General features: G+C 72.1%; 19 protein-coding genes. 4 read left to right on the top strand and 15 right to left on the bottom strand.

Annotated features, from left to right (window positions below; genetic code table 11):
- Positions 1-13: 13 nt before the first annotated feature.
- Genes ACIO6U_RS16670 through ACIO6U_RS16660 form a run of 3 tightly spaced genes read right to left on the bottom strand, consistent with a single transcriptional unit; the run spans position 14 to position 3,232 of the window.
- Entirely contained in the window at positions 14-883 is an 870-nt protein-coding gene (locus ACIO6U_RS16670; RefSeq protein WP_355338995.1) for a carbohydrate ABC transporter permease, read from the bottom strand.
- The gene (locus ACIO6U_RS16665; protein WP_355338998.1) at positions 876-1,874 is read right to left on the bottom strand and encodes a sugar ABC transporter permease; all 999 of its coding nucleotides are present in this window, start codon (positions 1,872-1,874) and stop codon (positions 876-878) included. Before ACIO6U_RS16665 ends, ACIO6U_RS16670 begins: the two co-directional genes overlap by 8 nt.
- 11 nt (positions 1,875-1,885) lie before the next feature.
- Complete coding sequence (locus ACIO6U_RS16660) at positions 1,886-3,232, bottom strand: sugar ABC transporter substrate-binding protein (protein ID WP_355339001.1); 1,347 nt, start codon at positions 3,230-3,232, stop codon at positions 1,886-1,888.
- A gap of 148 nt (positions 3,233-3,380) precedes the next feature.
- Between ACIO6U_RS16660 and ACIO6U_RS16655 the strand changes: the two genes are divergently transcribed.
- Together ACIO6U_RS16655 and ACIO6U_RS16650 are read left to right on the top strand one after the other, a co-directional pair.
- Positions 3,381-4,688, top strand: a complete 1,308-nt coding sequence (locus ACIO6U_RS16655; RefSeq protein WP_391049477.1) for an ROK family protein — start codon at positions 3,381-3,383, stop codon at positions 4,686-4,688.
- A 93-nt stretch (positions 4,689-4,781) separates the two neighbouring features.
- Positions 4,782-5,612: an AIM24 family protein gene (locus ACIO6U_RS16650; protein WP_401719584.1), complete on the top strand. Its 831-nt coding sequence runs from the start codon at positions 4,782-4,784 to the stop codon at positions 5,610-5,612.
- Positions 5,613-5,662: 50 nt separating this feature from the next.
- Here the strand turns inward: ACIO6U_RS16650 and aroA are convergent, their stop codons facing one another.
- The 3 genes from aroA to ACIO6U_RS16635 form a co-directional block, all read right to left on the bottom strand.
- Positions 5,663-6,898: a 3-phosphoshikimate 1-carboxyvinyltransferase gene (gene aroA, locus ACIO6U_RS16645; protein ID WP_401719581.1), complete on the bottom strand. Its 1,236-nt coding sequence runs from the start codon at positions 6,896-6,898 to the stop codon at positions 5,663-5,665.
- Positions 6,899-6,996: 98 nt separating this feature from the next.
- Positions 6,997-8,196 (bottom strand): cytochrome P450, encoded by a 1,200-nt coding sequence (locus ACIO6U_RS16640; protein WP_401719578.1) that lies wholly within the window; start codon positions 8,194-8,196, stop codon positions 6,997-6,999.
- 56 nt (positions 8,197-8,252) lie between these two features.
- Positions 8,253-8,876, bottom strand: coding sequence for a bifunctional 4-hydroxy-2-oxoglutarate aldolase/2-dehydro-3-deoxy-phosphogluconate aldolase (locus ACIO6U_RS16635; protein WP_355339016.1), 624 nt, complete (start codon positions 8,874-8,876; stop codon positions 8,253-8,255).
- Positions 8,877-9,283: 407 nt separating this feature from the next.
- Between ACIO6U_RS16635 and ACIO6U_RS16630 the strand changes: the two genes are divergently transcribed.
- Complete coding sequence (locus ACIO6U_RS16630) at positions 9,284-9,634, top strand: hypothetical protein (protein WP_401719575.1); 351 nt, start codon at positions 9,284-9,286, stop codon at positions 9,632-9,634.
- On the opposite strand, the gene ACIO6U_RS16625 is transcribed toward ACIO6U_RS16630, so the two are convergent.
- From ACIO6U_RS16625 to ACIO6U_RS16610, 4 genes are all read right to left on the bottom strand, one after another.
- A complete protein-coding gene (locus ACIO6U_RS16625; RefSeq protein WP_401719572.1) occupies positions 9,606-10,430 on the bottom strand; it encodes an arylamine N-acetyltransferase in 825 nt (274 codons plus the stop codon). The two genes, ACIO6U_RS16630 and ACIO6U_RS16625, sit on opposite strands and share 29 nt — an antisense overlap.
- 47 nt (positions 10,431-10,477) lie before the next feature.
- Positions 10,478-11,377: an aminoglycoside phosphotransferase family protein gene (locus ACIO6U_RS16620; RefSeq protein WP_401719569.1), complete on the bottom strand. Its 900-nt coding sequence runs from the start codon at positions 11,375-11,377 to the stop codon at positions 10,478-10,480.
- 129 nt (positions 11,378-11,506) lie between these two features.
- A complete protein-coding gene (locus ACIO6U_RS16615) occupies positions 11,507-13,054 on the bottom strand; it encodes a lysyl oxidase family protein (RefSeq protein WP_401719566.1) in 1,548 nt (515 codons plus the stop codon).
- 181 nt (positions 13,055-13,235) lie between these two features.
- On the bottom strand, positions 13,236-13,781 hold the full coding sequence (locus ACIO6U_RS16610; RefSeq protein ID WP_188285437.1) for a CchlQ: 546 nt from the start codon (positions 13,779-13,781) through the stop codon (positions 13,236-13,238).
- A gap of 188 nt (positions 13,782-13,969) precedes the next feature.
- Between ACIO6U_RS16610 and ACIO6U_RS16605 the strand changes: the two genes are divergently transcribed.
- Entirely contained in the window at positions 13,970-15,103 is a 1,134-nt protein-coding gene (locus ACIO6U_RS16605) for a Rieske 2Fe-2S domain-containing protein (RefSeq protein WP_401719563.1), read from the top strand.
- Here the strand turns inward: ACIO6U_RS16605 and iolD are convergent.
- From iolD to ACIO6U_RS16580, 5 genes are read right to left on the bottom strand one after another with little or no spacing between them, the layout of a single operon-like run.
- Entirely contained in the window at positions 15,100-16,965 is a 1,866-nt protein-coding gene (iolD, locus tag ACIO6U_RS16600; protein ID WP_401719560.1) for a 3D-(3,5/4)-trihydroxycyclohexane-1,2-dione acylhydrolase (decyclizing), read from the bottom strand. The two genes, ACIO6U_RS16605 and iolD, sit on opposite strands and share 4 nt — an antisense overlap.
- Positions 16,962-17,858 (bottom strand): 5-deoxy-glucuronate isomerase, encoded by an 897-nt coding sequence (iolB, locus tag ACIO6U_RS16595; protein ID WP_401719558.1) that lies wholly within the window; start codon positions 17,856-17,858, stop codon positions 16,962-16,964. Before iolB ends, iolD begins: the two co-directional genes overlap by 4 nt.
- Positions 17,855-18,931, bottom strand: a complete 1,077-nt coding sequence (iolC, locus tag ACIO6U_RS16590) for a 5-dehydro-2-deoxygluconokinase (protein ID WP_401719555.1) — start codon at positions 18,929-18,931, stop codon at positions 17,855-17,857. Before iolC ends, iolB begins: the two co-directional genes overlap by 4 nt.
- Positions 18,928-19,776, bottom strand: a complete 849-nt coding sequence (locus tag ACIO6U_RS16585) for a TIM barrel protein (protein ID WP_355339040.1) — start codon at positions 19,774-19,776, stop codon at positions 18,928-18,930. The genes iolC and ACIO6U_RS16585 overlap by 4 nt, the downstream gene beginning before the upstream one ends.
- Before the next feature lie 60 nt (positions 19,777-19,836).
- On the bottom strand, positions 19,837-20,877 hold the full coding sequence (locus ACIO6U_RS16580) for a Gfo/Idh/MocA family oxidoreductase (protein ID WP_355339043.1): 1,041 nt from the start codon (positions 20,875-20,877) through the stop codon (positions 19,837-19,839).
- Positions 20,878-20,912: the final 35 nt, after the last annotated feature.

The raw sequence follows: 20,912 nt of genomic DNA, 5'->3' as shown, positions 1-20,912 counted from the left end.
CCTTTCGGTGGGGTCACTTGACGGCGCCGGCGGTGAGCCCGGCGACGAGGTAACGCTGGAGGAGGAGGAATCCGGCGACCACCGGCACACTCACCACGAGCGACGCGGCCATGACCTGGTTCCAGTACACGTCGTTCTGGCTGGCGTATCCGCGCAGGCCCACGGCGAGTGTCCTGGTCGAGTCATTGGTCATGACGGACGCGAAGAGCACTTCGCCCCACGCCGTCATGAACGCGTAGACGCACACGGCGACGATGCCGGGGATGGCGGCCGGCACGACGACCCGGAACAGCGCGCCGAGCGGGCCGCAGCCGTCCACCTTCGCGGCCTCGTCGAGGTCGCGCGGGATGGAGTCGAAGTACCCGACCAGCATCCAGATGGAGAAGGGGAGGGAGAAGGTCAGATACGTGATGATCAGGCCGAGCCTGCTGCCGTAGAGCTGGATGCCCGTGCTGTTCCCGATGTTGACGAAGATCAGGAACAGCGGCAGCAGGAACAGGATGCCGGGGAACATCTGCGTCGACAGCACCGTGACGGTGAAGAACTGGCGGCCGGGGAAGCGGTAGCGGCTCACGCCGTACGCCGCGAAGATCGCGATGACCACCGAGAAGAGGGTGGCGCTCACCGACACGATCAGCGAGTTCATGAAGTAGTGCCCGAGCGGCACGGTCTTCCAGATGTCGACGTACGGCCGCAGGGTGAGGCCGTTCGGTATCCAGTGGAACGTGCCCTGCACGTCCTGCAACCGCTTCAGCGACGAACTGAGCATCACGTACACGGGAGTGAGCACGAAGAGCAGCAGCAGGGTCAGAACGACCCGGCGGGTCCACAGGAAGGACTTCGGGGAGGCCATCGGCGACGGCTGCACGGGGATCCTAGGCATCGACTTCCCGCTTCCGTGTGAACAGCAGGTAGAACGCGGTCACCACGAGCAGGAAGAGCAGCAGGAGCACGGACATCGCCGAGCCCGAGCCGAAGTTCCAGGTGATGAACGACGACTGGTAGATGTGGATGGAGATCAGGTCGGCCGCGTGCGGTGCGGAGTTGCCGAAAAGCACGAACGGCGTGTTGAAGTCGTTGAACGTCCACAGGAAGAGCACCAGGACCAGTACCTGGTTCACCGGCCGCAGCGACGGCAGGGTGATCTTGCGGATCTGCTGCCAGATGCCCGCGCCGTCCATCGCCGCGGCCTCGTACAGCTCGCGCGGGATGTTCTGGAGACCGGCCATCAGGCACAGGAACGCGAACGGCCAGGACTTCCACACCGACACGATGACCAGCGCCCAGAAGCTGTTGTCACCGATCAGCCAGAACGGCTTGTTGGAGGTGAGGTGCAACTGGTCGTGCAGTACGTGGTTCACCAGGCCGGTGTCCTGCTGGAACATGAACGCCCAGGTGATGACGGCCGCGTAGACCGGCAGCGCGTACGGCACCAGGAAGATCGCGCGCATGATCGCCCGGCCGCGGAAGGCGTCCTGCATGAGGATCGCCGCCGCGGTGCCGATCAGCCAGGACAGGCCGACCGACAGGACGGTGAACATGACGGTCACCCAGAACGAGTGCAGCAGCGCCTCGCCGACGGGCTGGTCGAACTTGACCGCCACGCGGTAGTTGTCGAGACCGGTCCAGGGCGCGCTGCCCCAGTCGCGGATGAAGAACTGCGTGAGCCCTTTGAAGCTGATCACGATGCCGACGACCATCGGCACCAGGTGGATCAGCAGTTCCAGGATCAGTGCGGGGAAGAGCATGAGGTACGGCACGCCGACGCGGCGCAGCCGAGCGGGAATACGCGGCCGGAGCCGGCCCCTTCCGACGGGCTTGCCGTCGGAGGGGCCGGCCTCGGGAGCGCTCCGAGGAGGGGCAGTGGCAGTCATGGAGCCGATCCTTAGGAAGCGGGCATCTGCTGCTGCGCCTTGGTCAGCGCGGCCTTGACGGAGTCGGTCGAGACGTCCTTGCCGGCCGCGGCGTCCGCGAACAGGTCCTTGACCGCGGTACCGACCAGGGTCTCGAACTGGGCCTCGTTGGCGACCTGCGGCAGCGGGGCGGCGGAGCTGCCCAGCACGCTCGCGAGGGTCTTCAGGTCCGGGGTCTGGAAGGCGGGGTCGCTCTGCGCGGCCTTGACCGGCGGCAGCGAACCGTACGTCGAGTTGAGGGTCTTCTGCTCGGCGTCGCTGGTCATGAAGTTGACGAACTTCAGGGCGCCGTCGATGTTCTTGGAGTTCTTGAAGACCGCCATGTTGATACCGGCGACCATCGAGGTCACACCGGCGTCGCCGGTCGCGCCCGCCTGGAGGGTCGGGACGGGAACCACGCCGTACTGGTCGGGGTTCATGCCGTGCGACTTGATCGAGGTGGCGGCGGACTGCCACATCATCATCGCGGCCTTGCCGGTGGCGAAGTCGGTGATGGTCTGGTTCTGCGCGTACTCCGCGTTGCCCTTCGCGGCGATCTTGTCCTTGGCGATGAAGTCGACGTACTGCTTCACCGCGGCGACGTTGTTCGGGGTGTCGAAGGTCGCCTTGCCGGACGCGTCGAACCAGTCGGAGCCCCGCTGCTTGGCCAGCACGAAGGCGTGGTGGATGTTCTCGGAACCGTTGCCGCCCTCGACCGCGAGGCCGTAGTGGCCGTCCTTGGTGAGCTTCTTGCCGTCGGCGACCAGCTCGTCCCAGGTCTTGGGCGGGTTGGCTATGCCGGCGTCGGCGAACATCTTCTTGTTGTAGTACAGGCCGTACGCCATCGAGTACAGCGGCACCGCGGCCGGGTCCTTGCCGGCCGCGCCGGCGGCGGCGATCGACGCGGGCGCGAACTTGTCCTTGCCGCCGATCTTCGCGAAGGTCGCGTCGTCGAAGGGCAGCAGGGCGCCGGTGGCCTGGAGGGAGGCGGACCAGGTGTTGCCGATGTTCAGCACGTCGGGACCCTGGCCGGAAGTGGCCGCCGCGAGGATCCGGTTGAGCAGGTCGGACCACGGGATGACCTCCAGCTTGACCTTGATGCCGGTCTGCTGGGTGAACTTGGCGAGTTCGGGGGTGAGCACCTGCTTGTCGTTGTCCAGGCTGGTGCCCTGGTTGCTGGCCCAGTACGTCAGCGTCTTGCCGCCGCCGCCACTGGTGCTCTTGCTGCCGCCGCCGCTGCCGCTGTCGTCCGAGCCGCCACAGGCGGAGACGGTGAGACCGAGCGCGGCCACGAGGGCAGTGGCCGCGAGGAGTCTGCTGGAGGTGCTGGAGGTGCGCATAACGGGTCCCTCTCAGAGGTGGGTTCGCTTCAGGAAGTGAACAGCGCCTGTGCCTTAATTCAGGCCGTGATTTAACTTGTGAGAAAAGGTGGCGTCAAGACCCTGTGCAGCGATAGATTCACGCCGGACGAGACGGGAGGGCGACAAAGTGGCTGAACGCGGCAAGCGAACAGTGCGTGACCTGCGGCGGGGCAACCGTGCATCGCTTCTGCGTCATTTGTATTTCGAGGGACCCCTCAGCCGCCAGGAGTTGGGCCGGGACACCGGCCTCAGCGCCGGGTCGATCAGCAACGTCGTCGGCGAGCTGATCGCCGACGGCATGGTCGAGGAGGCGGGTGCCGTCGAGTCCGACGGCGGCCGGCCGCGCATCCTGCTCCAGGTCTCCGCCGGATACGGATACGTGGTCGGCGTGGACGTCGGCGAGACCCGCGTCAGGGTCGAGCTGTTCGACCTCGCGCTGACCGAACGGGCCGCGGCCGACCTGCCGTTGTCCGACAGCGGCCACGACGTCGACCACGTCGTACGGCTCGCGCTCGAAGGCATCGAGTCCGTGGTCCGCGAGGCCGGGATCGACGACAGCGAGGTGCTCGGCGTCGGCATCGGCGTCCCCGGCATCGTCGAGCAGGGCGACAACGCGCCCGGCGAGGGCGACGGCGTCGTCGTGCACGGCCAGACCATCGGCTGGGAAGCCGTCCCCTTCGGCCGCCTGCTGCGCGCCGGGACCGCCCTTCCGCTCTACATCGACAACGGTGCCAAGACCCTCGGCCAGGCCGAGATGTGGTTCGGCGGCGGACGCGGCTCCGGCAACGTCGTCATCGCCCTCATCGGCTCCGGCGTCGGCGCGGCCGTGGTCGCCGACGGCACCCCGTACCGCGGCGCGAGCAGCAGCGCGGGGGAGTGGGGCCACACCACGCTGCGGGTCGGCGGGCGCACCTGCCGCTGCGGCTCACGCGGCTGCCTGGAGGCGTACGTCGGCGCCGAGGCACTGCTCGGCCGCTGGCCGTCGGCGCCCACGGGGGTCAGCGAGGAGACCGGCCTGGCCGCGCTCATCGCCGCCGCCGACCACGACCCCGAGGCCGGGGGACTGCTCGCCGAGGCCGCCGAATACCTCGGCGCCGGGATCGCCGACCTGATCAACCTCTTCAACCCGCAGCGCATCGTCATCGGCGGCTGGGCGGGACTGCTGCTCGGCCCCCGGCTGCTGCCCACCGTCCGCGAGGTCGCCGCCGCGTACTCCCTGCACCACCCCTGCGCGCAGACCTCCATCGAACTGGGCAGGCTCGGCGCCGATGCGGTCACCGTGGGCGCCGCGACACTGCCGCTGGCCCGTTTCCTCGACGCGGGCGGCGAGCGGACCGTGCGGCTGCCCGCGCAGCCCGCAGGGCCCGACGGCGGCGGCCCGGCACTCGGCGGTCCGGGTCCGGCGCGGAACCGGATCGCGCGGGCGATACGTTGACGGTGAGGCTGGTGGTGTGCCGCGCCGGGGCTACGCTCGGGCCGGCGGCCACCCGCCCGCCGCACCTTGGCCCGTCGTCCTAGGAGTACCGCTGTGACCCTCCAGCAGCAGATCGTCGGCAACGCCATGCAGATGGCCGTCTGCACCCTCAGCCCGGGCCAGACGGTGTACTGCGAGGCGGGGAAGTTCCTGTTCAAGACGGCCAACGTCTCGATGGAGACGCGGCTGGGCGGCCCCGGCTCGGGCGGTTCAGGCGCAGGTTCCGGGTCCGGGTCCGGCTCCGGCGGCTCCGGTGTGGGCGGCATGCTCCGGCAGGCCATGGGCACCGCCATGCAGGTCGGCCAGCGCGCCCTGGCCGGGGAGTCGCTGGCCTTCCAGTACTTCACCGCCTCGGGCGGGGAGGGCACCGTCGGCTTCGCCGGTGTGCTCCCCGGCGAGATGCGCGCCCTCGAACTGACCGGTTCACGCGCCTGGTTCGCGGAGAAGGACGCCTTCGTCGCCGCCGAGTCCACCGTCCAGTTCGGCATCGCCTTCGCGGGCGGGCGCCAGGGCATGAGCGGCGGCGAGGGCTTCGTCCTGGAGAAGTTCACCGGCACCGGCACCGTGATCATCGCGGGCGCGGGCAACTTCATCGACCTCAACCCCGCCGAGTTCGGCGGCCGGATCGAGGTCGACACCGGCTGCATCGTCGCCTTCGAGGAGGACATCCAGTACGGCGTCCAGCGCATCGGCGGCCTCAACCGCCAGGGCGTCATGAACGCCGTCTTCGGCGGCGAGGGCCTGTCCCTGGCTACCCTCGAAGGCAACGGCCGGGTCATCCTCCAGTCCATGACGGTCGAAGGACTCGCCAACGCCCTCAAGAAGTCCCAGGGCGGCGACAAGCAGGGGCCCACCGGAGGTCTGTTCTCCACGCACGCGGGCTGACCCCGGCCGCCGCCGTTCCGGCCGGGGCGGGGTCCGGCACGGAGTGTCGGTCACACGCCCCAGTCGGCGCGCACCGAGGCGAAGAAGGAGTGGAAGTCGGGGAAGGTCTTCTTCACGCAGCCCGGCTCGTCGAAGGTGGTGCCCGGCGTGCGCAGCCCGGCGACCGCGAAGCTCATCGCGATGCGGTGGTCCCCGTGGCAGGCGATCTCGACCGGCGCGGGGGTCCCCGGCGCGATCTCGATCCAGTCGCGTCCCGTGGTGACCGTGATGCCCTGGCGCCGCAGATTCTCCGCGCACGCCTCCAGCCGGTCGCACTCCTTGACGCGGGTGTTGTAGACGTCCTCGATACGGACCGGCCCGTCGGCGAAGGGCGCGATGGCCGCGAGCGTCGGCATCGTGTCCGAGATGTCCCGCATGTTGACGGTGAGACCGCTCAGGCGGCCCGTGCCGGTGACGGTGGTGGCGTCCGGGCCGATCTCGACGTCGGCGCCCATCGACCGCAGGACGTCCACGAAGCGCAGGTCGCCCTGGAGGGCGTCCGCGCCGAGCCCCGGCACGGTCGCGGTGCGGCCGGACAGCGCGGCGGCGGCGAAGAAGTAGCTGGCCGTGGAGGCGTCGGGCTCGATCGGGTAGTCGACGGCGCGGTAGCCGCCCGGCGGCACCACGAAGGTCGCGCCCTCGCGCGCCACCTCGACGCCGAAGCGCCGCATCATCGCCAGCGTGATCTCCACATAGGGCGCGGAGACCAGGTCCGTGACGTGGATCCGCAGCCCCTCGGCCATCAGCGGCCCCGCGAGCAGCAGCGCCGTCAGGAACTGCGACGACAGCCCCGCGTCCAGGTCGATCGCCCCGCCCTTGAGACCGTCGGCGACCACCGTCAGCGGCAGATGCCCCTCGGCCTCCTCGTGCGTCAGGTCCACGCCCAGCGAGCGCAGCGCCGTCGTGAGCGGCGCGACCGGGCGGCGGCGCATCTGCGCGGACGCGTCGAAGCGGTACGTGCCGTGGCCCGCGGCGGCCAGCGCGGGCAGGAAGCGGGCGGCGGTGGCGGCGTCACGGCAGTACACGTCGGCCTCCGGCACGGCGGGCCCCGACGGGCGGCCGGTGATCCGCCACGCCTGCGGATCGCGCTCGACGCGGTACCCGAGCCGGGTCAGGCCCTCCGCGAACCCGTCGGTGTCGTCCGACAGCAGCGGCCGGCGCAGCACAGTGGTGCCCTCGGCGGCGGCGGCGAGAAAGAGCGCCCGGGCGGTCACCGACTTGGAACCGGGGACGGCGACGACTGACACGGGGTGCCTCCTGGCAGGTAAGGGGCGCGCGCGTACGGCTCGGCCGCCGCCGTGATTCTAGAGCCTGCCCCCGCACGGGCCCTGGCCGGGGAGAGCGGTCAGAAGGTCACCGGGAGGCGGTGCACACCGCGGATGAGGAGGCCGGGGCGCCAGGTCAGGGCGGCCGGGTCGGCGGCGAGCGCCAGGCCGGGGCAGCGGTCCAGCAGGGTCCTGACGGCGATCCGGCCTTCGAGCCGGGCCAGCGGCGCGCCGAGGCAGTAGTGGATGCCGTGGCCGAAGGCGAGGTGCCCCTGCGGGGAGCGGCGGATGTCGAACGTGTCGGGCGCCGGATAGCGGCCGGGGTCGCGGTCGGCGGACGCGAGGGCGATCAGGACGGAGTCGCCCGACGGGACGCGTACGCCGCCGATCTCCAGGGTCTCGCGGGCGAACCGCCAGGTCGTGGTCTCCACCGGACCGTCGTAGCGCAGCATCTCCTCGACGGCGCCGTCGAGCAGTCCGGGGTCGGCGCGCAGGGCGGCGAGCTGGTCGGGGTGCCGGAGCAGGGCGAGGACGCCGTTGGCGATGAGGTTGACGGTCGTCTCGTGCCCGGCGACCAGCAGCAGGAAGGCCATGCCCACCAGTTCGTCGGACGAGAGCCGGTCGCCGTCCTCGTACCGCGTACGGATCAGCGCGCTCAGCAGGTCGTCGCGCGGCGCGGCGCACCGCTTGTCCTCGATCAGCTCGACCAGGTACTCCGACATGGCCTGGACCGCGTCGGCCTCGGCCTCGGGGCCGGTGGGGCCGACGATCTCGTTGGACCAGCCGCGGAACGCCTTGCGGTCCAGGTCGGGCACGCCGAGCAGTTCGCAGATGACGGTCATCGGCAGCGGGAAGGCGAGGGCGTCAACGAGGTCGGCGCTCCCGCCGGGCAGCATCGCCTCGACGAGGTCGTCGGTGATCGCCTGGACGCGCGGGCGCAGCGCCTCGACGCGGCGCGGGGTGAACTCCCGTGACACCAGCTTGCGCAGCCGGGTGTGCCGGGGCGGGTCGGCGTCCAGCATGTGGCTGGCGAAGCCGCCCGAGACGTCGCCGTCGGGCAGCAGCGACTGCCAGTTCTTGCTCAGCCGGCTGTCGGCGAGCGCGGCGCGCGCCTCGTCGTGCCCGACGACCAGCCACATCGCGCCGGTGTCCGCCGTCCGGACGTGGTGGACGGGGCCGCGCTCGCGCAGCCGCGCGTAGACGGGGTACGGGTCGGCGGTGAAGTCCTCGCCGTACGCGCGGGCGTAGACATGCAGATCCACCGTCTCCGGTGTGCTCACAGCTCCCCCTCGGGTCCGCGTCCCCCACGGACCAGCCTAACCAGGAGGCACGGCGTTCAGACGGTGTCCGCCAGCCGTTCCAGGAGCTCGGTCAGCCGTTTCGTCACGGTCTCGCGGTCGCCCGACGTCAGCGCCGAGCCCATGCCGACCGCGACGGCGCCCGACGCGACCCACGAGGGCGCGTCGGCCACGGTGATGCCGCCGCAGGGCAGCAGGGCCGCCTGCGGCATGATCGCCAGCACGTCGGTGACCCACGCGGGGGTGAACGAGGTGGCCGGATAGAGCGTCAGCGCGTCCGCGCCCAGCTCCATCGCCCGCACCACCTCGCCGGGCGTGGCGACCCCGGGGAACACCGGTACGCCGTACCGGTGGCCGGTCTTCAGCACGTCCTCGTCCAGGCTCGGCGACAGCAGGAACCGCGCGCCCGCGTCAATCGCCATCCGCGCCGACACCGCGTCCAGTACGGTCCCCGCGCCGATCACCGCGTCGTCCCCGACCTCGCGCACCAGCGTCGTCACCGCCTCCAGCGCGAAGGGCGTCGTCAGCGAGATCTCCAGCGTCGTCAGCCCCGCGGACAGCAGCGTGTCCGCGGTCGCCGCCGCCTGGTCGTAACTCTCGCTACGGATCGTGGCGAACACCCGCTGCGCCAGTGCGGCTCGCGTGGTTTCCCAGCGGTACACGGCGTATCGCCGTCCTTCCTGAGGCTGCGGGCTGCTGCGCGGGCGCACCGAAGCGCGCGGGCGCGAACGGACCGTGCGCCGGTGGGGCGGTGCACGCGATCAGCACGGTACCGGCAGCCGCCTCGCCTTTCGCCGGGGGTGGGGGCAGCTGTCACCGCAACGTGACATGAGAGGAGCATGAGACCTGCGGTAAGCCTGCCCCCCGTTCCGCCCCGCACCCATCCTTCGGCGCGGGGCGCTGGCGGGTTCGTTGCCGTGGGCGGTGAGCTGATCTTTTCAGGGGCGCGGGGAACGCACCTTCCTGTGTCCCAGATGGCGGCGGCTCGCCGGGGGGAACGGTTTTGCGGGGAGAGGACGGCGTCAGCCGTAGCTTCGGGGGCGGAGAAGCCGACCTTGGGAGGGGCCGCATGCGCACGCGTACCGCCGCCGTCGCCGTGACGACGGGCCTGCTCGCGGCAGCGACGTGTCTGCCGGACGGAAGCGCCGCAGCCGCGACCGGCAGATTCTCGTACACGTTCATGACGCGGCAGGGGCCGCTGACCAGTGTGCTGACCGACCCGCCGAGCGGGCAGTGCCTCGTGCTGCCGGAGGTGATCGGGCCGAGGGCGTACGGAGCGGCGTACGCGCCGCGGAACGAGACGGGGGAGACGGTGCGGGTCTATACGGGGGCGGACTGCACCGGGGGGTACGCGACGCTGCGCCCGCACAGCCGGCGCGCCCCGGAGCAGGTCACGCTGCGGGCGGTGTGGGTGGGGTGACGGCGGGCTCGCGGGGGAGGTCGAGCGAGAAGTGGGTGCGGTAGGCGGCGAGCACGGCCTCGGCGTCGGGGAGTTCGCGCTCCTGGCGCGTGCCGGAGGCGGTGAGGACGAGGGTGCGCCCGCTGAGCGTGGCGCGCCCCTCGGGGGTGAGGCGGGAGCAGATGAGGGACGTGCGGAAGTGCGAGACGGGCGAGGTGCGCTGCCACCAGCAGGTGGCCTCGAAGTCCGCCAGCAGCCGGGGCCGCCGCTCCAGCAGATACTGCGGCTCACCGTCGCGCACGACGACAAGATCCCCCGCGCCCGAGTGGGCGTCGGCGTCGGCGTCGGCGTCGGCGTCCGCGATCCGGAACACCCCTCCCGGATCGCCCTGTTCACCCCGCTCGGCGTAGCGCAGCGGAAAGTGACTGTGGCGGCCGAAGCCGACATCGGCCAGCCACGTCTCGCCGTCCGCCGTCCGTACCCGCAGCGCGAGATGGTCGTACGGCGGCCCGACGCGGCCGTCCTTCCCGTACACCCGCGCGGCCAGCAGCTCCACCCCGTAGCCGAGCGAGCGCAGCAGCGCGCCGAAGGCGCCGTTCAACTCGTAGCAGAATCCGCCCCGTCGGTCCGTGACGACCTTCTCGAAGAGCGCGGGCTCGGTGAGCACGATGTCCTGGCCGAGGTGGATCGACAGGTTCTCGAAGGGGACGGCGAGCTGGTGCCGCAGGTGCAGTTCGCGCAGCCCCGCCGCGTCGGGGACGGCGGGCCGTTCGGCCCCGATGCGCTGGAGGTAGGCGTCGGCCTGCGAGGAGTCCATGCGCTCCTTTATACGTCCGCCCGCCCCGGCATCGGTGATCCCGGCCCTCAGACGAGCAGGTCCGCCAGGACATCCGTGGCCCGCACCACCCAGTCCGGATCACCATGCCGCCGCCCCCACACGGCGGCCGTCACCGCGCGGTACTGCGCCCAGCGGCGGGCCCGTTCGCGGTCGATCCCGGCCGCGTCGGCGAAGACCGCGACGCGGCGCAGCAGGGCCGCCTTGAGGTCGGGCGCGGCCAGCAGGTCCTCGTAGCGGCCGCGCAGCAGCGTGGCCGTGTCGTACGCCGGGTCGCCGACGTACCCCTTGGGGTCGATGGCCAGCCACGGCTCGCGTGCGGAGGCCAGCACATTGGTGAAGTGCAGGTCGCCGTGGACGAGGGTGTCCGGTTGGTCGGGGCCCAACTCCGCGAGGGTGGCGAGCGCGGCGTCGACGGTACGGGCGGGCAGCGGCTGCGCCAACTCGGCGAGGTCCGCGCGCAGTTCGGTCGCCCAGGGCTCCGCCTGGTCGCGCAGCCTGGGCAGTTCGGCGGGCGCGGGCACGGCCAGCCGCCGCGCCAGGGCGCCCGCGAGGGCCACCGCCTCGTCCACGTCGGGGACTTCGGCGAGCGAGCGCGGCTCGGCCCGCTCCAGCAGCATCGCGAACCGCGCGTCGTCGCGCGCGTACAGCCGGACGGCGCCGCGCCCGCGCCACACGGCGAAGGCGTCCGGCTCGTGGACGTTCCCGGGGTGGGGGAAGGAGACCTTGAGGACGGCGGACCGGCCCTCGCCGTCGCGTACGGGCACCACCACGCCGACCTGCCCGTGGACGACGGCCGCCTCCGGTACGCAGTCCCAGCGCTGGAGCAGTTCGTCGACGAGCGTCGGCAGCCCGGCGATCCACTCGCGGCCCCGGCCCGCCTCCCGCGCCACCGTGCCGCGCGCGAAGTCCTCGGGAATCTCGACCATCACGTCACCCTAGCCCGCGGCCCGCGCGCGAAGGACGCGAAGGGCACGAAGGACGCGAAGGACCCGGAAGAGGGGCCCGGCCGCGAGGAGGGGAGGCGGCCGGACCCCGGACGGTCAACGCGCGCTGGATCAGGGCGCGTTGACCAGCTCGTACGCGGGCACCTTGACCGTGCGGTGCCCCGGCGTGCCGCCCAGGATCACCTTGCGCAGCGCCACGTTGTTGCCGTAACTGCTCTCCTTGAGCCGGTGGTCGGGGTTGGCGATCACCTGGATGTAGTACGTGCCGTTCGCCAGCTTGCTGATGTCGAAGGACTGGCCCGGGCGGTACTGCGAGTACGTGTCGCCGTTGCCGACGTCCAGCACCTCGCGCACCGACAGCGCGCTGTGCTCACCGCAGGCGGTCGCCAGATCGGTGTTGTTCGGGTGCCAGTTGGCGTTCTTCACCGTGTAGTCGATGGCGTCGGTGTTGGCCAAACAGAAGGCTTCCTTGCCGCTGCGGACGATCAACTTCTTGTCGGAGCTCAGCAGCCGGTAGCTGGCGAAGTCCGAGAAGTGCCAGTGCTGGTGGCCGACGCGCGGGTCCCACTCCATGGTGCCGGTGGGCGTGTAGCCGACCTGCTTGCCCTTGGCGTCGTAGAAGTACTGGTAGGCGTCCATCTTCTCCTTGCCGGGAGTGCGGAAGCCGTCCACGACCAGCGGCGCCGGGCCCGCGTCCCACACGGTGGCGCTGAAGGCCAGGTAGTCGGTGCCGGTGGCCGGGGTGTCGCCCTCACCGCCGTCGCTGCCGTCGGTGATCGCGATGCCGTACGCGGGCAGCGCCCGCAGGTCCGGCTTCGGCACGTTGGACGGCACGCCCGCGGCGCCCGTCGGCCGGTGCGCGGCGGCCCTGAGCGTGCCCGGCACGGAGACCGCGCGCGGCTGTCCGCCCGGCAGCGCGGCCGACATCCGCGACCGCGCCGCGCCCGACCCGTCCTGCACGGTCCGCACGGTCACCTTCACCGTCGGCTGGTCGTTCGGAATCCCGAACACGTCCCGGTACTTCTTCGCCACGGAGATCTTCGCGGTGTACGTGCCGGCCTTCAGGTCGACCCCGCCGTCCGGGCCGATGCCCTGCGAGGCCGCCGCGGCCCAGCCCTTCTGGACGCCCCACACCGAGCCGAGCGTGAACGGGTTGTCGGAGCAGCCGTCCGGGTACGGCGAGGTGGCCGGGGCGTCCGGACGGATGCGGCCCGACGCGGAGTTCGGGCAGAAGGTGTCGCTGGTGCTCGCGACCTTCACGCCCTTGCTGTCGGTGATGGTCACCTGGAGGAAGCCCGGCAGCCCGGCGAAGTCCTTGACCAGCCCGGCGGGCAGCTTCTTCGTGACCGTCTTCGAGCCGCCGCGCGTCACCTGCGCGACGACCACCGGGTCCTTGTACGACTTACGGGTCACGCGGAGTTCGAACGGCGCCTTGTCGGCGGTGAGGTACGCGCCGAGGTCCAGGTAGACGCCGGTGTCGCCGTCGTAGCGGTCAGCGGTGACCGAGGTGGAGGCGGCCACCAGCTTCAGCTTGGGGGTCACGGGCGTCGCCGCTCCGGCGCCGGGTGCGGCGCCGACGCCGCCCGCGACCACGGCGAAAGCCGCCGCGGCCACGAGAGCCGAGCGCCTGAGACGTCGGCTGCCTTGGGTATGCGTCATCGAATTCCTCGCGTCCAGGTGCGGTTGGGTCTACCTGCGAACAGGGACGCGAGCGCGCACAGGTTGCCGCGCGGGCGAAAGAACGCCAATTTCTGTCCTGATAATGCCTTTACGGCATGTCGGGTGTACGCGGGCCGCGCCGTGTGCCCGTTCCGGAATCAGCTCGCGCCGAGCGGGGTCATCAGCTCGCGCCGAGCGCGGCCCGGCAGATCGGGCACCGGTCCTTGCCGTCCCACTCGGACCAGCCGAAAGCCTCCGGTGAAAGGGAAAGACCTTCCAACTCCCTGCGCACGGCCACCCGGTAGGTCCACACCGCGCCGAGATAGGGGTGATAGACGTCGTGGAAGGCGACGGACGTCGAAGCGGCCCCCGCCGCGACCGCCCGCTGAACGGCGCGCAGGTGCTCGAACATCGCCTGGCCCGCGCCCGCGACGGCGGTGGAGGCGTCGATGAAGAGCCGCTCGCGCGCCTCGTAGATCCCGGCGTCGTCGAGCGCGGCGCGCGACGCGGCGTCCACGTCCGGCTCCGCGCCCGGATTCTGGGCGATCCGGCGCAGGCCCGCGTGGCAGACCCCGGTGGCGCTGATGAAGTCGATGTAGACCGCCCGGCGCCGCGCGTCGGTGCCCCGGCCGTCCTCGTGGCGGCGGCGCAAATGGTCGGCGAGCACGGTGCCGGAAATGGCGATGCCACCGCCGCTGAGCGTCGCGACGAGCGTTCCCCAGTCCACATCTGCCCCCAGTGATGTTCCGTGCCGCCGGTCCCCGTGCCGGGCCCGGCGGAATTCCGCCGCCGGTCCCGGAGATGATCACGACATCGGCACCGGAAATCTACGTGTGGACGCGGACTTGACCAAGTCATGACGATTTGGTGAGGCCGCCACGCGAACGTACTGACCGGTACGTTCGTATTTCTGGTATGACGCTCCCGCAGACGAAGCCCCCATTGCGCAAATACCGCGACGTGGCACCGGAGGAGGACGTCCCCACCACCCGCACGACCGGACTCGACCCGGACTTCTGGTATCCGCTCGCCCGGTCCCGCGACCTCAAGAGCGGCAAGACGCTGGCCGTGAAGTACGCCGGGACGGAGATCGTCCTGGTCCGGCCGGAGAAGGGCGCGCCGTACGCCCTGGAGGACCGCTGCGCCCACCGCCAGGTCCCGCTGAGCATGGGCGTGGTGAAGGACGAGCGGCTGCTCTGCGGCTACCACTGCTGGACGTACGACCGCACGGGCGCGTGCGTGAACATCCCCTATCTGGACCGGAAGCGGAAACTGCCCAACGGCGTGCGCAGTTACGCGTGCCGAGAGGCGTACGGATTCGTCTTCGTCTTCCCCGGCGATCAGGAACTGGCCGAGGTCACGCCGATGCCGGAACTGCCCTCGTACGCCGACCGCCGGTACAAGACGCGCGTGCTCGACCGGGACATCGCCTGCCACTACTCGTTCATGCACGAGAACCTGATGGACATGAACCACCAGTTCCTGCACCGCAGTCTGATGGGCCGGATCCGGGCCAAACTGCTGGACGTCCGCGAGGGCGAGGACTGGCTGGAGGCCGACTACTCCTTCTCGCGCACCGAGGGCAAGCAGTCCCTCGGCGAGCGCCTGATCATCGGCAGCGGCAACGACGACAAGTACGCGGACCTGATGACGATCCGCACCGGCTACCCGTACCAGACGCTGCGCTACTGGACCGACGGCAAGCGCGAGGAGCCCCCGGCCCTCGACCTGTGGAACGCCTACATGCCCACCGACCAGGCCCAGCACCACAATCACACCTACGGTCTGATCATGATCCAAAAACCCCCGGTCCCCGGCGTGATCCACCTGCTGTGGCCGGTCATCACGCTCTTCACCGAGGGCATCTTCGGCCAGGACCGCGTCATCGTCGAGGCGGAACAGCGCGCCTACGAGAGCCAGGGCGCCGACCTCAACAACGAGGTCTTCCCGATCATTCAGTCCCTCAAGTCGCTGCTCGCCCGCAAGGGCGTGCCGATCCCGCCCGTCGCATGCGACGGCCCGGCCCAGGGCCCCGCGGACAGGCCCTAAAGACGGGGCCGGGTCCCGGGCGCCGGGCGCGCCCGGTCGTACGTCTCGCGGGCGGCCCGCGTGGCCGGGCGGTCCGACACCTCGGCGACCGGGACGTCCCACCACGCCTCGGCGCCGGGTCCGGGCCGCGCGGGGTCGGTCTCGACGTACACGGCCGTCGCCCGGGGCGACTCGCGGGCGGCGGCCAGCGCGGCGCGCAACTCCTTGGCCGTACGGGCGGTGAAGACCTCGAGGCCGAGGCTGGCGGCGTTGGCCGCGAGGTCCACCGGCAGCGGCTCGCCCGCGAAGGACCCGTCAGGGGCGCGGAACCGGTAGGCGGTGCCGAAGCGTTCGGCGCCGACCTGCTCGGACAGGCCCCCGATGGAGGCGTATCCGTGGTTCTGGACGATCACCACATTGATCGGGACGCCCTCCTGGACGGCGGTCACGACCTCCGTCGGCAGCATCAAGTACGTGCCGTCGCCCACGAGCGCGAACACCTCGCGGTCGGGCGCCGCCAGCTTCACGCCGATCGCGGCCGGGATCTCGTACCCCATGCAGGAGAAGCCGTACTCGACGTGATACTGCCCCACGTCCCGCGCCCGCCACAGTTTGTGCAGGTCACCCGGGAGGGAACCGGCCGCGTTGACCACCACGTCCCGGTCGTGCAGCACCGCGTCCAGCGCCCCGACGACCTCGCTCTGCGACGGCGGTCCCTCGCCGCCGCCGTCACCGAAGGCCGCGTCCGTACGGGCGCGCCAGTCGGCCAGCGCCCGGCGCGCGTCGGGGGTCCGCCCCGGTGCCTGATGGCCCGTCAACTCGGCGGCCAGGGCGGCGATTCCGGCCCGAGCGTCGCCGACGAGCGCCAGTCCGGCCATCTTGTGGCCGTCGAAAGAGGCGATGTTGAGACTGACGAAGCGCGCGTCGGGCGCGAAGAGCGCACCGGACGCCGTGGTGAAGTCCGTCCAGCGGGTGCCGACGCCGAGCACCACGTCGGCCTCCCGCGCCGCCGCGTCGGCGGGCGCCGTACCAGTGTGCCCGATGCCGCCGAGCGCCTGCGGATGGTCCCACCGCAGCGCGCCCTTGCCTCCTTGCGTCTCGGCCACCGGGATGCCGGTCGCCGCCGCCAACTCGGCCAGCGCGGGCGCCGCTTCGGAGATCCGCACCCCGCCGCCCGCGACGATCAGCGGCCGACGCGCGCCGCGCAGCAGGGCGGCGGCCTCGGCCACCGCGTCCGCGTCCGGCACGGGCCGCCGCACCTGCCAGACCCGCTCGCGGAACAGCTCGTCCGGCCAGTCGTACGCCTCCGCCTGCACGTCCTGCGGCAGCGCCAGCGTCACCGCGCCCGTGTCGACGGGGTCGGTCAGCACCCGCATCGCCTGGAGCAGCGAGGCGGGCAGCATCTCGGGCCGCCAGATCCGGTCGAACCAGCGCGACACCGGCCGCAGCGCGTCATTGACGGTGATGTCGTACGCCCAGGGCACTTCGAGCTGCTGGAGGACCGGGTCGGCGGGGCGGGTCGCGAAGACGTCACCGGGGAGCAGCAGCACCGGCACCCGGTTGATCGTCGCGAGCGCCGCGCCCGTGACGAGATTGGTCGCGCCGGGACCGATCGACGTCGTGCACGCCATCGCCGAGAGCCCGTGCCGGGTCCGGGCGTAGCCGACGGCCGCGTGCACCATCGCCTGCTCGTTGCGCCCCTGGTGGTACGGCATCGCCTCGGGCCCGGCCGCCAGCAGCGCCTGGCCGACGCCCGCGACATTGCCGTGCCCGAAGATGCCCCACATCCCGGCCACCGACCGGTGGCGCACGCCGTCCCGCTCGGTGAACTGGACGGACAGGAACCGGACGAGGGCCTGTGCGACGGTGAGTCTGACGCTCATACGGTGCCGCCCTCCTGCTTCGTGACCGGCGCCTCGTACAACGGCAGCCGGGGGTCGGGGAGTTGGTCCGCCCATGACGCGCGGACCCACGAGTGTGCCGGGTCGTCGCTGATCAGCCAGGCCCGTTCGGCGCCGGGGCCCGCCATCACGTTCAGGTAGTACATGTCGTAGCCGGGGACCGCCATGCTCGGGCCGTGCCAGCCGTCGGGGATCAACACCGCGTCGCCGGTGCGGACTTCGGCGAGGACGTCGGTGGCACCTGCGGGGGAGGGGTAGACGCGCTGGTAGCCCAGCGCGGCCGGGCCGCCGCCGAACTCGTAGTAGTAGATCTCTTCGAGGACCGACTCGTGCGGGCCCGCCTCGTCGTGCTTGTGCGGCGGGAACGACGACCAGTTGCCGCCCGGTGTCAGCACCTCCACCGCGATCAGCCGGTCGCAGGCGAAGACGCCCGCCGCCGCGAAGTTGTTGACCTGGCGGCTCGCGCCGCCCGCCCCGCGCAGCTCGACCGGCACCGCGGAGGCCGGGCCGTACCGCGCGGGCAGCCGCCGCTCGCAGCGCGCCCCCGCCAGCGCCAGGCGGCTGCCGCCGGGGCTGACGACGGTGACCTCCGCGTCACGCGGCACATACGCGAAGTCGCTGACGCCGCTGAACACGCTGACGCGGCCGCGCAGTTCGAAGGCGGCCTCGGTGCCGTCGGCCTGCGTCACCGTCACCGCGCAGCCGCCCGCCAGCGGCAGCACGATCCACTCGCTGTCCCCGGCCGCGAAGCGGCGCAGGGCGCCCGGCGGCAGGGTCAGGGTCCGCAGGGACGAGTATGACCAGCCCGCGACGGCCGGATCCACCCACAGGTCGAAGCCGTCCTTTGCCGCGGTGCCGGCGGCCAGATGGGTCACTGGGGCTCAACTCCTTCGGCGGGCGCGGCGGGCGCGGCGGGCGTGCCGGGTGTGGCGGGCGCGGTGGGTGGCGCGAGCACGGGGGGTGGCGCGGGCTCGCGCAGCAGCTCGTCGATCTCCCGGCGGGTCGGCATCGCGTCGGCGCACGCCAGGCGGGAGGCGACCAGGGCACCGGCCGCGTTGGCCGCCCGGAGCACGTCGGGCAGCGGCTCCCCGGACAGCAGGCCCGCGCACAGGGCTCCGCCGAAGGCGTCACCGGCCCCGAGGCCGTTGACGGCCTTCACTGGGACCGGCGGCACCGAGTGCTGCTCGCGGGCGGTTCTGCCCAGCACTCCGGCCGGGCCCTGCTTGACGACCGCCGTCCGCACGCCGCGCCGCAGCAGCAGCCCGGCGGCCGTCTCCGGGTCGCGGCTGCCGACCGCGATCTCCGTCTCGTCCAGATTGCCGACGGCCACCGTCGCGTACGCCAGCGCGCGGGCGTACAGCGCGGGGGCCTGCGCCGGGTCCTCCCAGAAGCCGGGGCGCCAGTCCAGGTCGAACCACACCTCGCCGCCCTCGCGGGCGTCAAGCGCCGCGAAGACGGTCGAGCGCGTCGGTTCCACCGCCAGGGCCGAGCCGGTGATCCACAGGGCCCGCGCCGTCCTGACCGCCGCGCGGTCCAGCGTGTCCGGTTCGAGGCACTGGTCGGGCGCGACCGGGCGCCGGTAGAAGTAGATCGGGAAGTCGTCGGGCGGGAACAACTCGCAGAACACGACGGGGGTTTGCACCCCGGGCACGGTCGTGACCAGCTTGTCGTCCACGCCGAAGCCTTTGAGCGCCGTGCGGACGTACGTGCCGAACGGGTCGTCACCCACGCCCGTCAGCACGGCCGTTCGCAGCCCGAGGCGGGCCGCTGCCACCGCCACGTTTCCGGCCGTCCCGCCGAGCGATTTCGCGAACGTCCGCACCTCCGCGAGCCCCACCCCGCTCTGCTCGGGATAAAGGTCCACCCCCACCCGCCCCAACGTCACCACGTCATACGCCCCGCCCTCAGGGAGCGGGGAGATGTGGCTCTTGTCGGTGGGGGAGGTCATTGGTGGGTGAGCCAGTGGAGGGAGGCGCGGATGGCGGGGAGGGGGCCTTGGCCGGGGGGTGGGGGGGCGGTGAGGACGGTGTCCTGCTCCATGACGTACCAGCCGGGGTAGCCGGCGGATTCGAGGTGGGTGATGAGGGCGCTGAGGTCGAGGCCGCCCTGGCCGAGGGGGCGGTAGAGGCCCTGCTGGACGGCGGAGGTGTAGGTGGTGCGGCCGTCCCGGACGGCGTCGGCGGCGGCGGGGTCGACATCCTTGAGGTGGACGTGCGTGACGCGGGAGGCGGCCCGGCGCGCGAGGGCCACCGGGTCGGTGCCGCCGATGAGGAGGTGCCCGGTGTCGAGGCAGAGCCCGATCCGGCTGCCGTCGAGGACGCGGTCGACCTCGGCGGGCCCTTCGACGACGGTTCCGACATGGGGGTGGAGGGCGGCGGTGACGCCGAGCGAGGCGGCGAGGTCGGTGACGGCGTCGAGCCGGTCCAGCAGGGTGCGCCAGCCGTCGGCCGACACGGCGGGACGTTCGTCGTAGCCGTCGAGCCCGGTGGCCGCGGCCAGGACGAGCGTGCGCGCGCCCGCGGCGGTGAAACGGTCGAGGTCGGCCCGGATGTCCGGCAGCGGATCGTGGCCGGGATCGTGCAGCACGGCGGGCACGAAGCCGCCGACCGCGGTGACGCCGCGGGCGGCCAGCAGCGGCCCCGGCAGAAAGCCGTCGGGACCGAACTCACTGGCGGTGATGCCCAGCTCCGTCATCTCCGCCAGCACCCGCTCGGGCGTCAACTGGTGCCCCCAGCCGGGCACTTCGCACACACCCCAGGAAATCGGCGCCCCCGCGATCCGCTCCCGCTTCATGCCGTCACCACCTCCGGTGTCCCGTGGACCCGCCCCGCGGGCGCCGCCGTCCTGCCCGGCTCACGCCACCACTCCGCTCACGTCGCCCTCACGTACGCGCATGCCCACGTCGGCGACCGTCACCGGACGTCTCTCGCGGCGCGAGACCTCGCACGCCTCGGCGACGAGCAGCGCGCGCAACGCCTCCCGACCCTCGCAGGGATTCGGCTCCAGGCCGCGTACGACGCGCAGGAAGGCGGCCAGTTCGGCCCGGTAGGCGGCGGCGAAACGGTCGAGGAAGCCGGGCCAGGGCGCCGTGGGCAGCGCCGCGACCGCGACCGGCTCCATCGAGCGCAAGGGCGTCCGCGGGCCGACGCCCACCGCGATCTGGTCGTCGGTCCCGGCCAGTTCCATCCGGACGTCGTACCCCGCGCCGTGGTAGCGGGTCGCCGTCGCCGTCGCGAGGACACCGCCCTCCAGGGTGAGCAGCGCCGCCGCGGTGTCGGCGTCGCCCGCCGCGCGGAAGAAGTCGTCGCCGCCGTTGGCGCCCGCCGCGTACACCTCGGTGATCTCTCGGCCGGTGACCCAGCGCAGCACGTCGAAGTCGTGGATGAGGCAGTCGCGGTAGAGGCCGCCGGAGAGCGGGACGTACGCGGCCGGCGGCGGCGCCGGGTCAGAGGTGACGGTGCGCACGGTGTGCAGCCGGCCCACCCTGCCCGCCCGTACGGCCTCGCGCGCCGCGCGGTACCCGGCGTCGAAGCGCCGCTGGAAGCCGATCTGGAGCACGGCGCCCGCGGCCTCGACGGCGTCGAGCGCCGCCACCGTACCGGCGAGGTCGAGCGCCACCGGCTTCTCGCAGAAGGCGGGGACACCGGCGCGGGCGGCGCGGGTGATCAGCGCGGCGTGCGACGCGGTGGCGGAGGCGATGACGACGGCGTCCGGCGCGCTGTCGAAGAGCGCGTCCACCGAAAGGGCCGCGCGCCCGCCGACCGACGCGGCGACCTGCCGGGCGCGTACCGCCTCGGTGTCGGCGACCGTCACCTCGTCGACGTCCTCGTGGGCGGCCAGCGTGGCGGCGTGGAAGGAGCCGATCCGCCCGGCGCCGATGAGTCCGATCCGCATAGCTGCTACTTGCCCCTTCACCGCGGGAGACGTGC

The organism is Streptomyces sp. NPDC087422 (assembly GCF_044744145.1).
Lineage (GTDB): Bacteria > Actinomycetota > Actinomycetes > Streptomycetales > Streptomycetaceae > Actinacidiphila.
Note: the sequence above shows the minus strand (reverse complement) of the source record. Positions and strands in the feature narration are given on the sequence as shown.

Coding starts and splice junctions, on each gene's coding strand:
- ACIO6U_RS16660 (WP_355339001.1), bottom strand. CDS start 3,232: ATGCGCACCTCCAGCACCTCCAGCAGACTCCTCGCGGCCACTGCCCTC.
- iolC (WP_401719555.1), bottom strand. CDS start 18,931: ATGACCTCCCCCACCGACAAGAGCCACATCTCCCCGCTCCCTGAGGGC.
- ACIO6U_RS16670 (WP_355338995.1), bottom strand. CDS start 883: ATGCCTAGGATCCCCGTGCAGCCGTCGCCGATGGCCTCCCCGAAGTCC.
- ACIO6U_RS16585 (WP_355339040.1), bottom strand. CDS start 19,776: ATGAAGCGGGAGCGGATCGCGGGGGCGCCGATTTCCTGGGGTGTGTGC.
- ACIO6U_RS16605 (WP_401719563.1), top strand. CDS start 13,970: ATGACGCTCCCGCAGACGAAGCCCCCATTGCGCAAATACCGCGACGTG.
- ACIO6U_RS16625 (WP_401719572.1), bottom strand. CDS start 10,430: ATGGACTCCTCGCAGGCCGACGCCTACCTCCAGCGCATCGGGGCCGAA.
- ACIO6U_RS16620 (WP_401719569.1), bottom strand. CDS start 11,377: ATGGTCGAGATTCCCGAGGACTTCGCGCGCGGCACGGTGGCGCGGGAG.
- ACIO6U_RS16630 (WP_401719575.1), top strand. CDS start 9,284: ATGCGCACGCGTACCGCCGCCGTCGCCGTGACGACGGGCCTGCTCGCG.
- ACIO6U_RS16615 (WP_401719566.1), bottom strand. CDS start 13,054: ATGACGCATACCCAAGGCAGCCGACGTCTCAGGCGCTCGGCTCTCGTG.
- ACIO6U_RS16665 (WP_355338998.1), bottom strand. CDS start 1,874: ATGACTGCCACTGCCCCTCCTCGGAGCGCTCCCGAGGCCGGCCCCTCC.
- iolD (WP_401719560.1), bottom strand. CDS start 16,965: ATGAGCGTCAGACTCACCGTCGCACAGGCCCTCGTCCGGTTCCTGTCC.
- ACIO6U_RS16580 (WP_355339043.1), bottom strand. CDS start 20,877: ATGCGGATCGGACTCATCGGCGCCGGGCGGATCGGCTCCTTCCACGCC.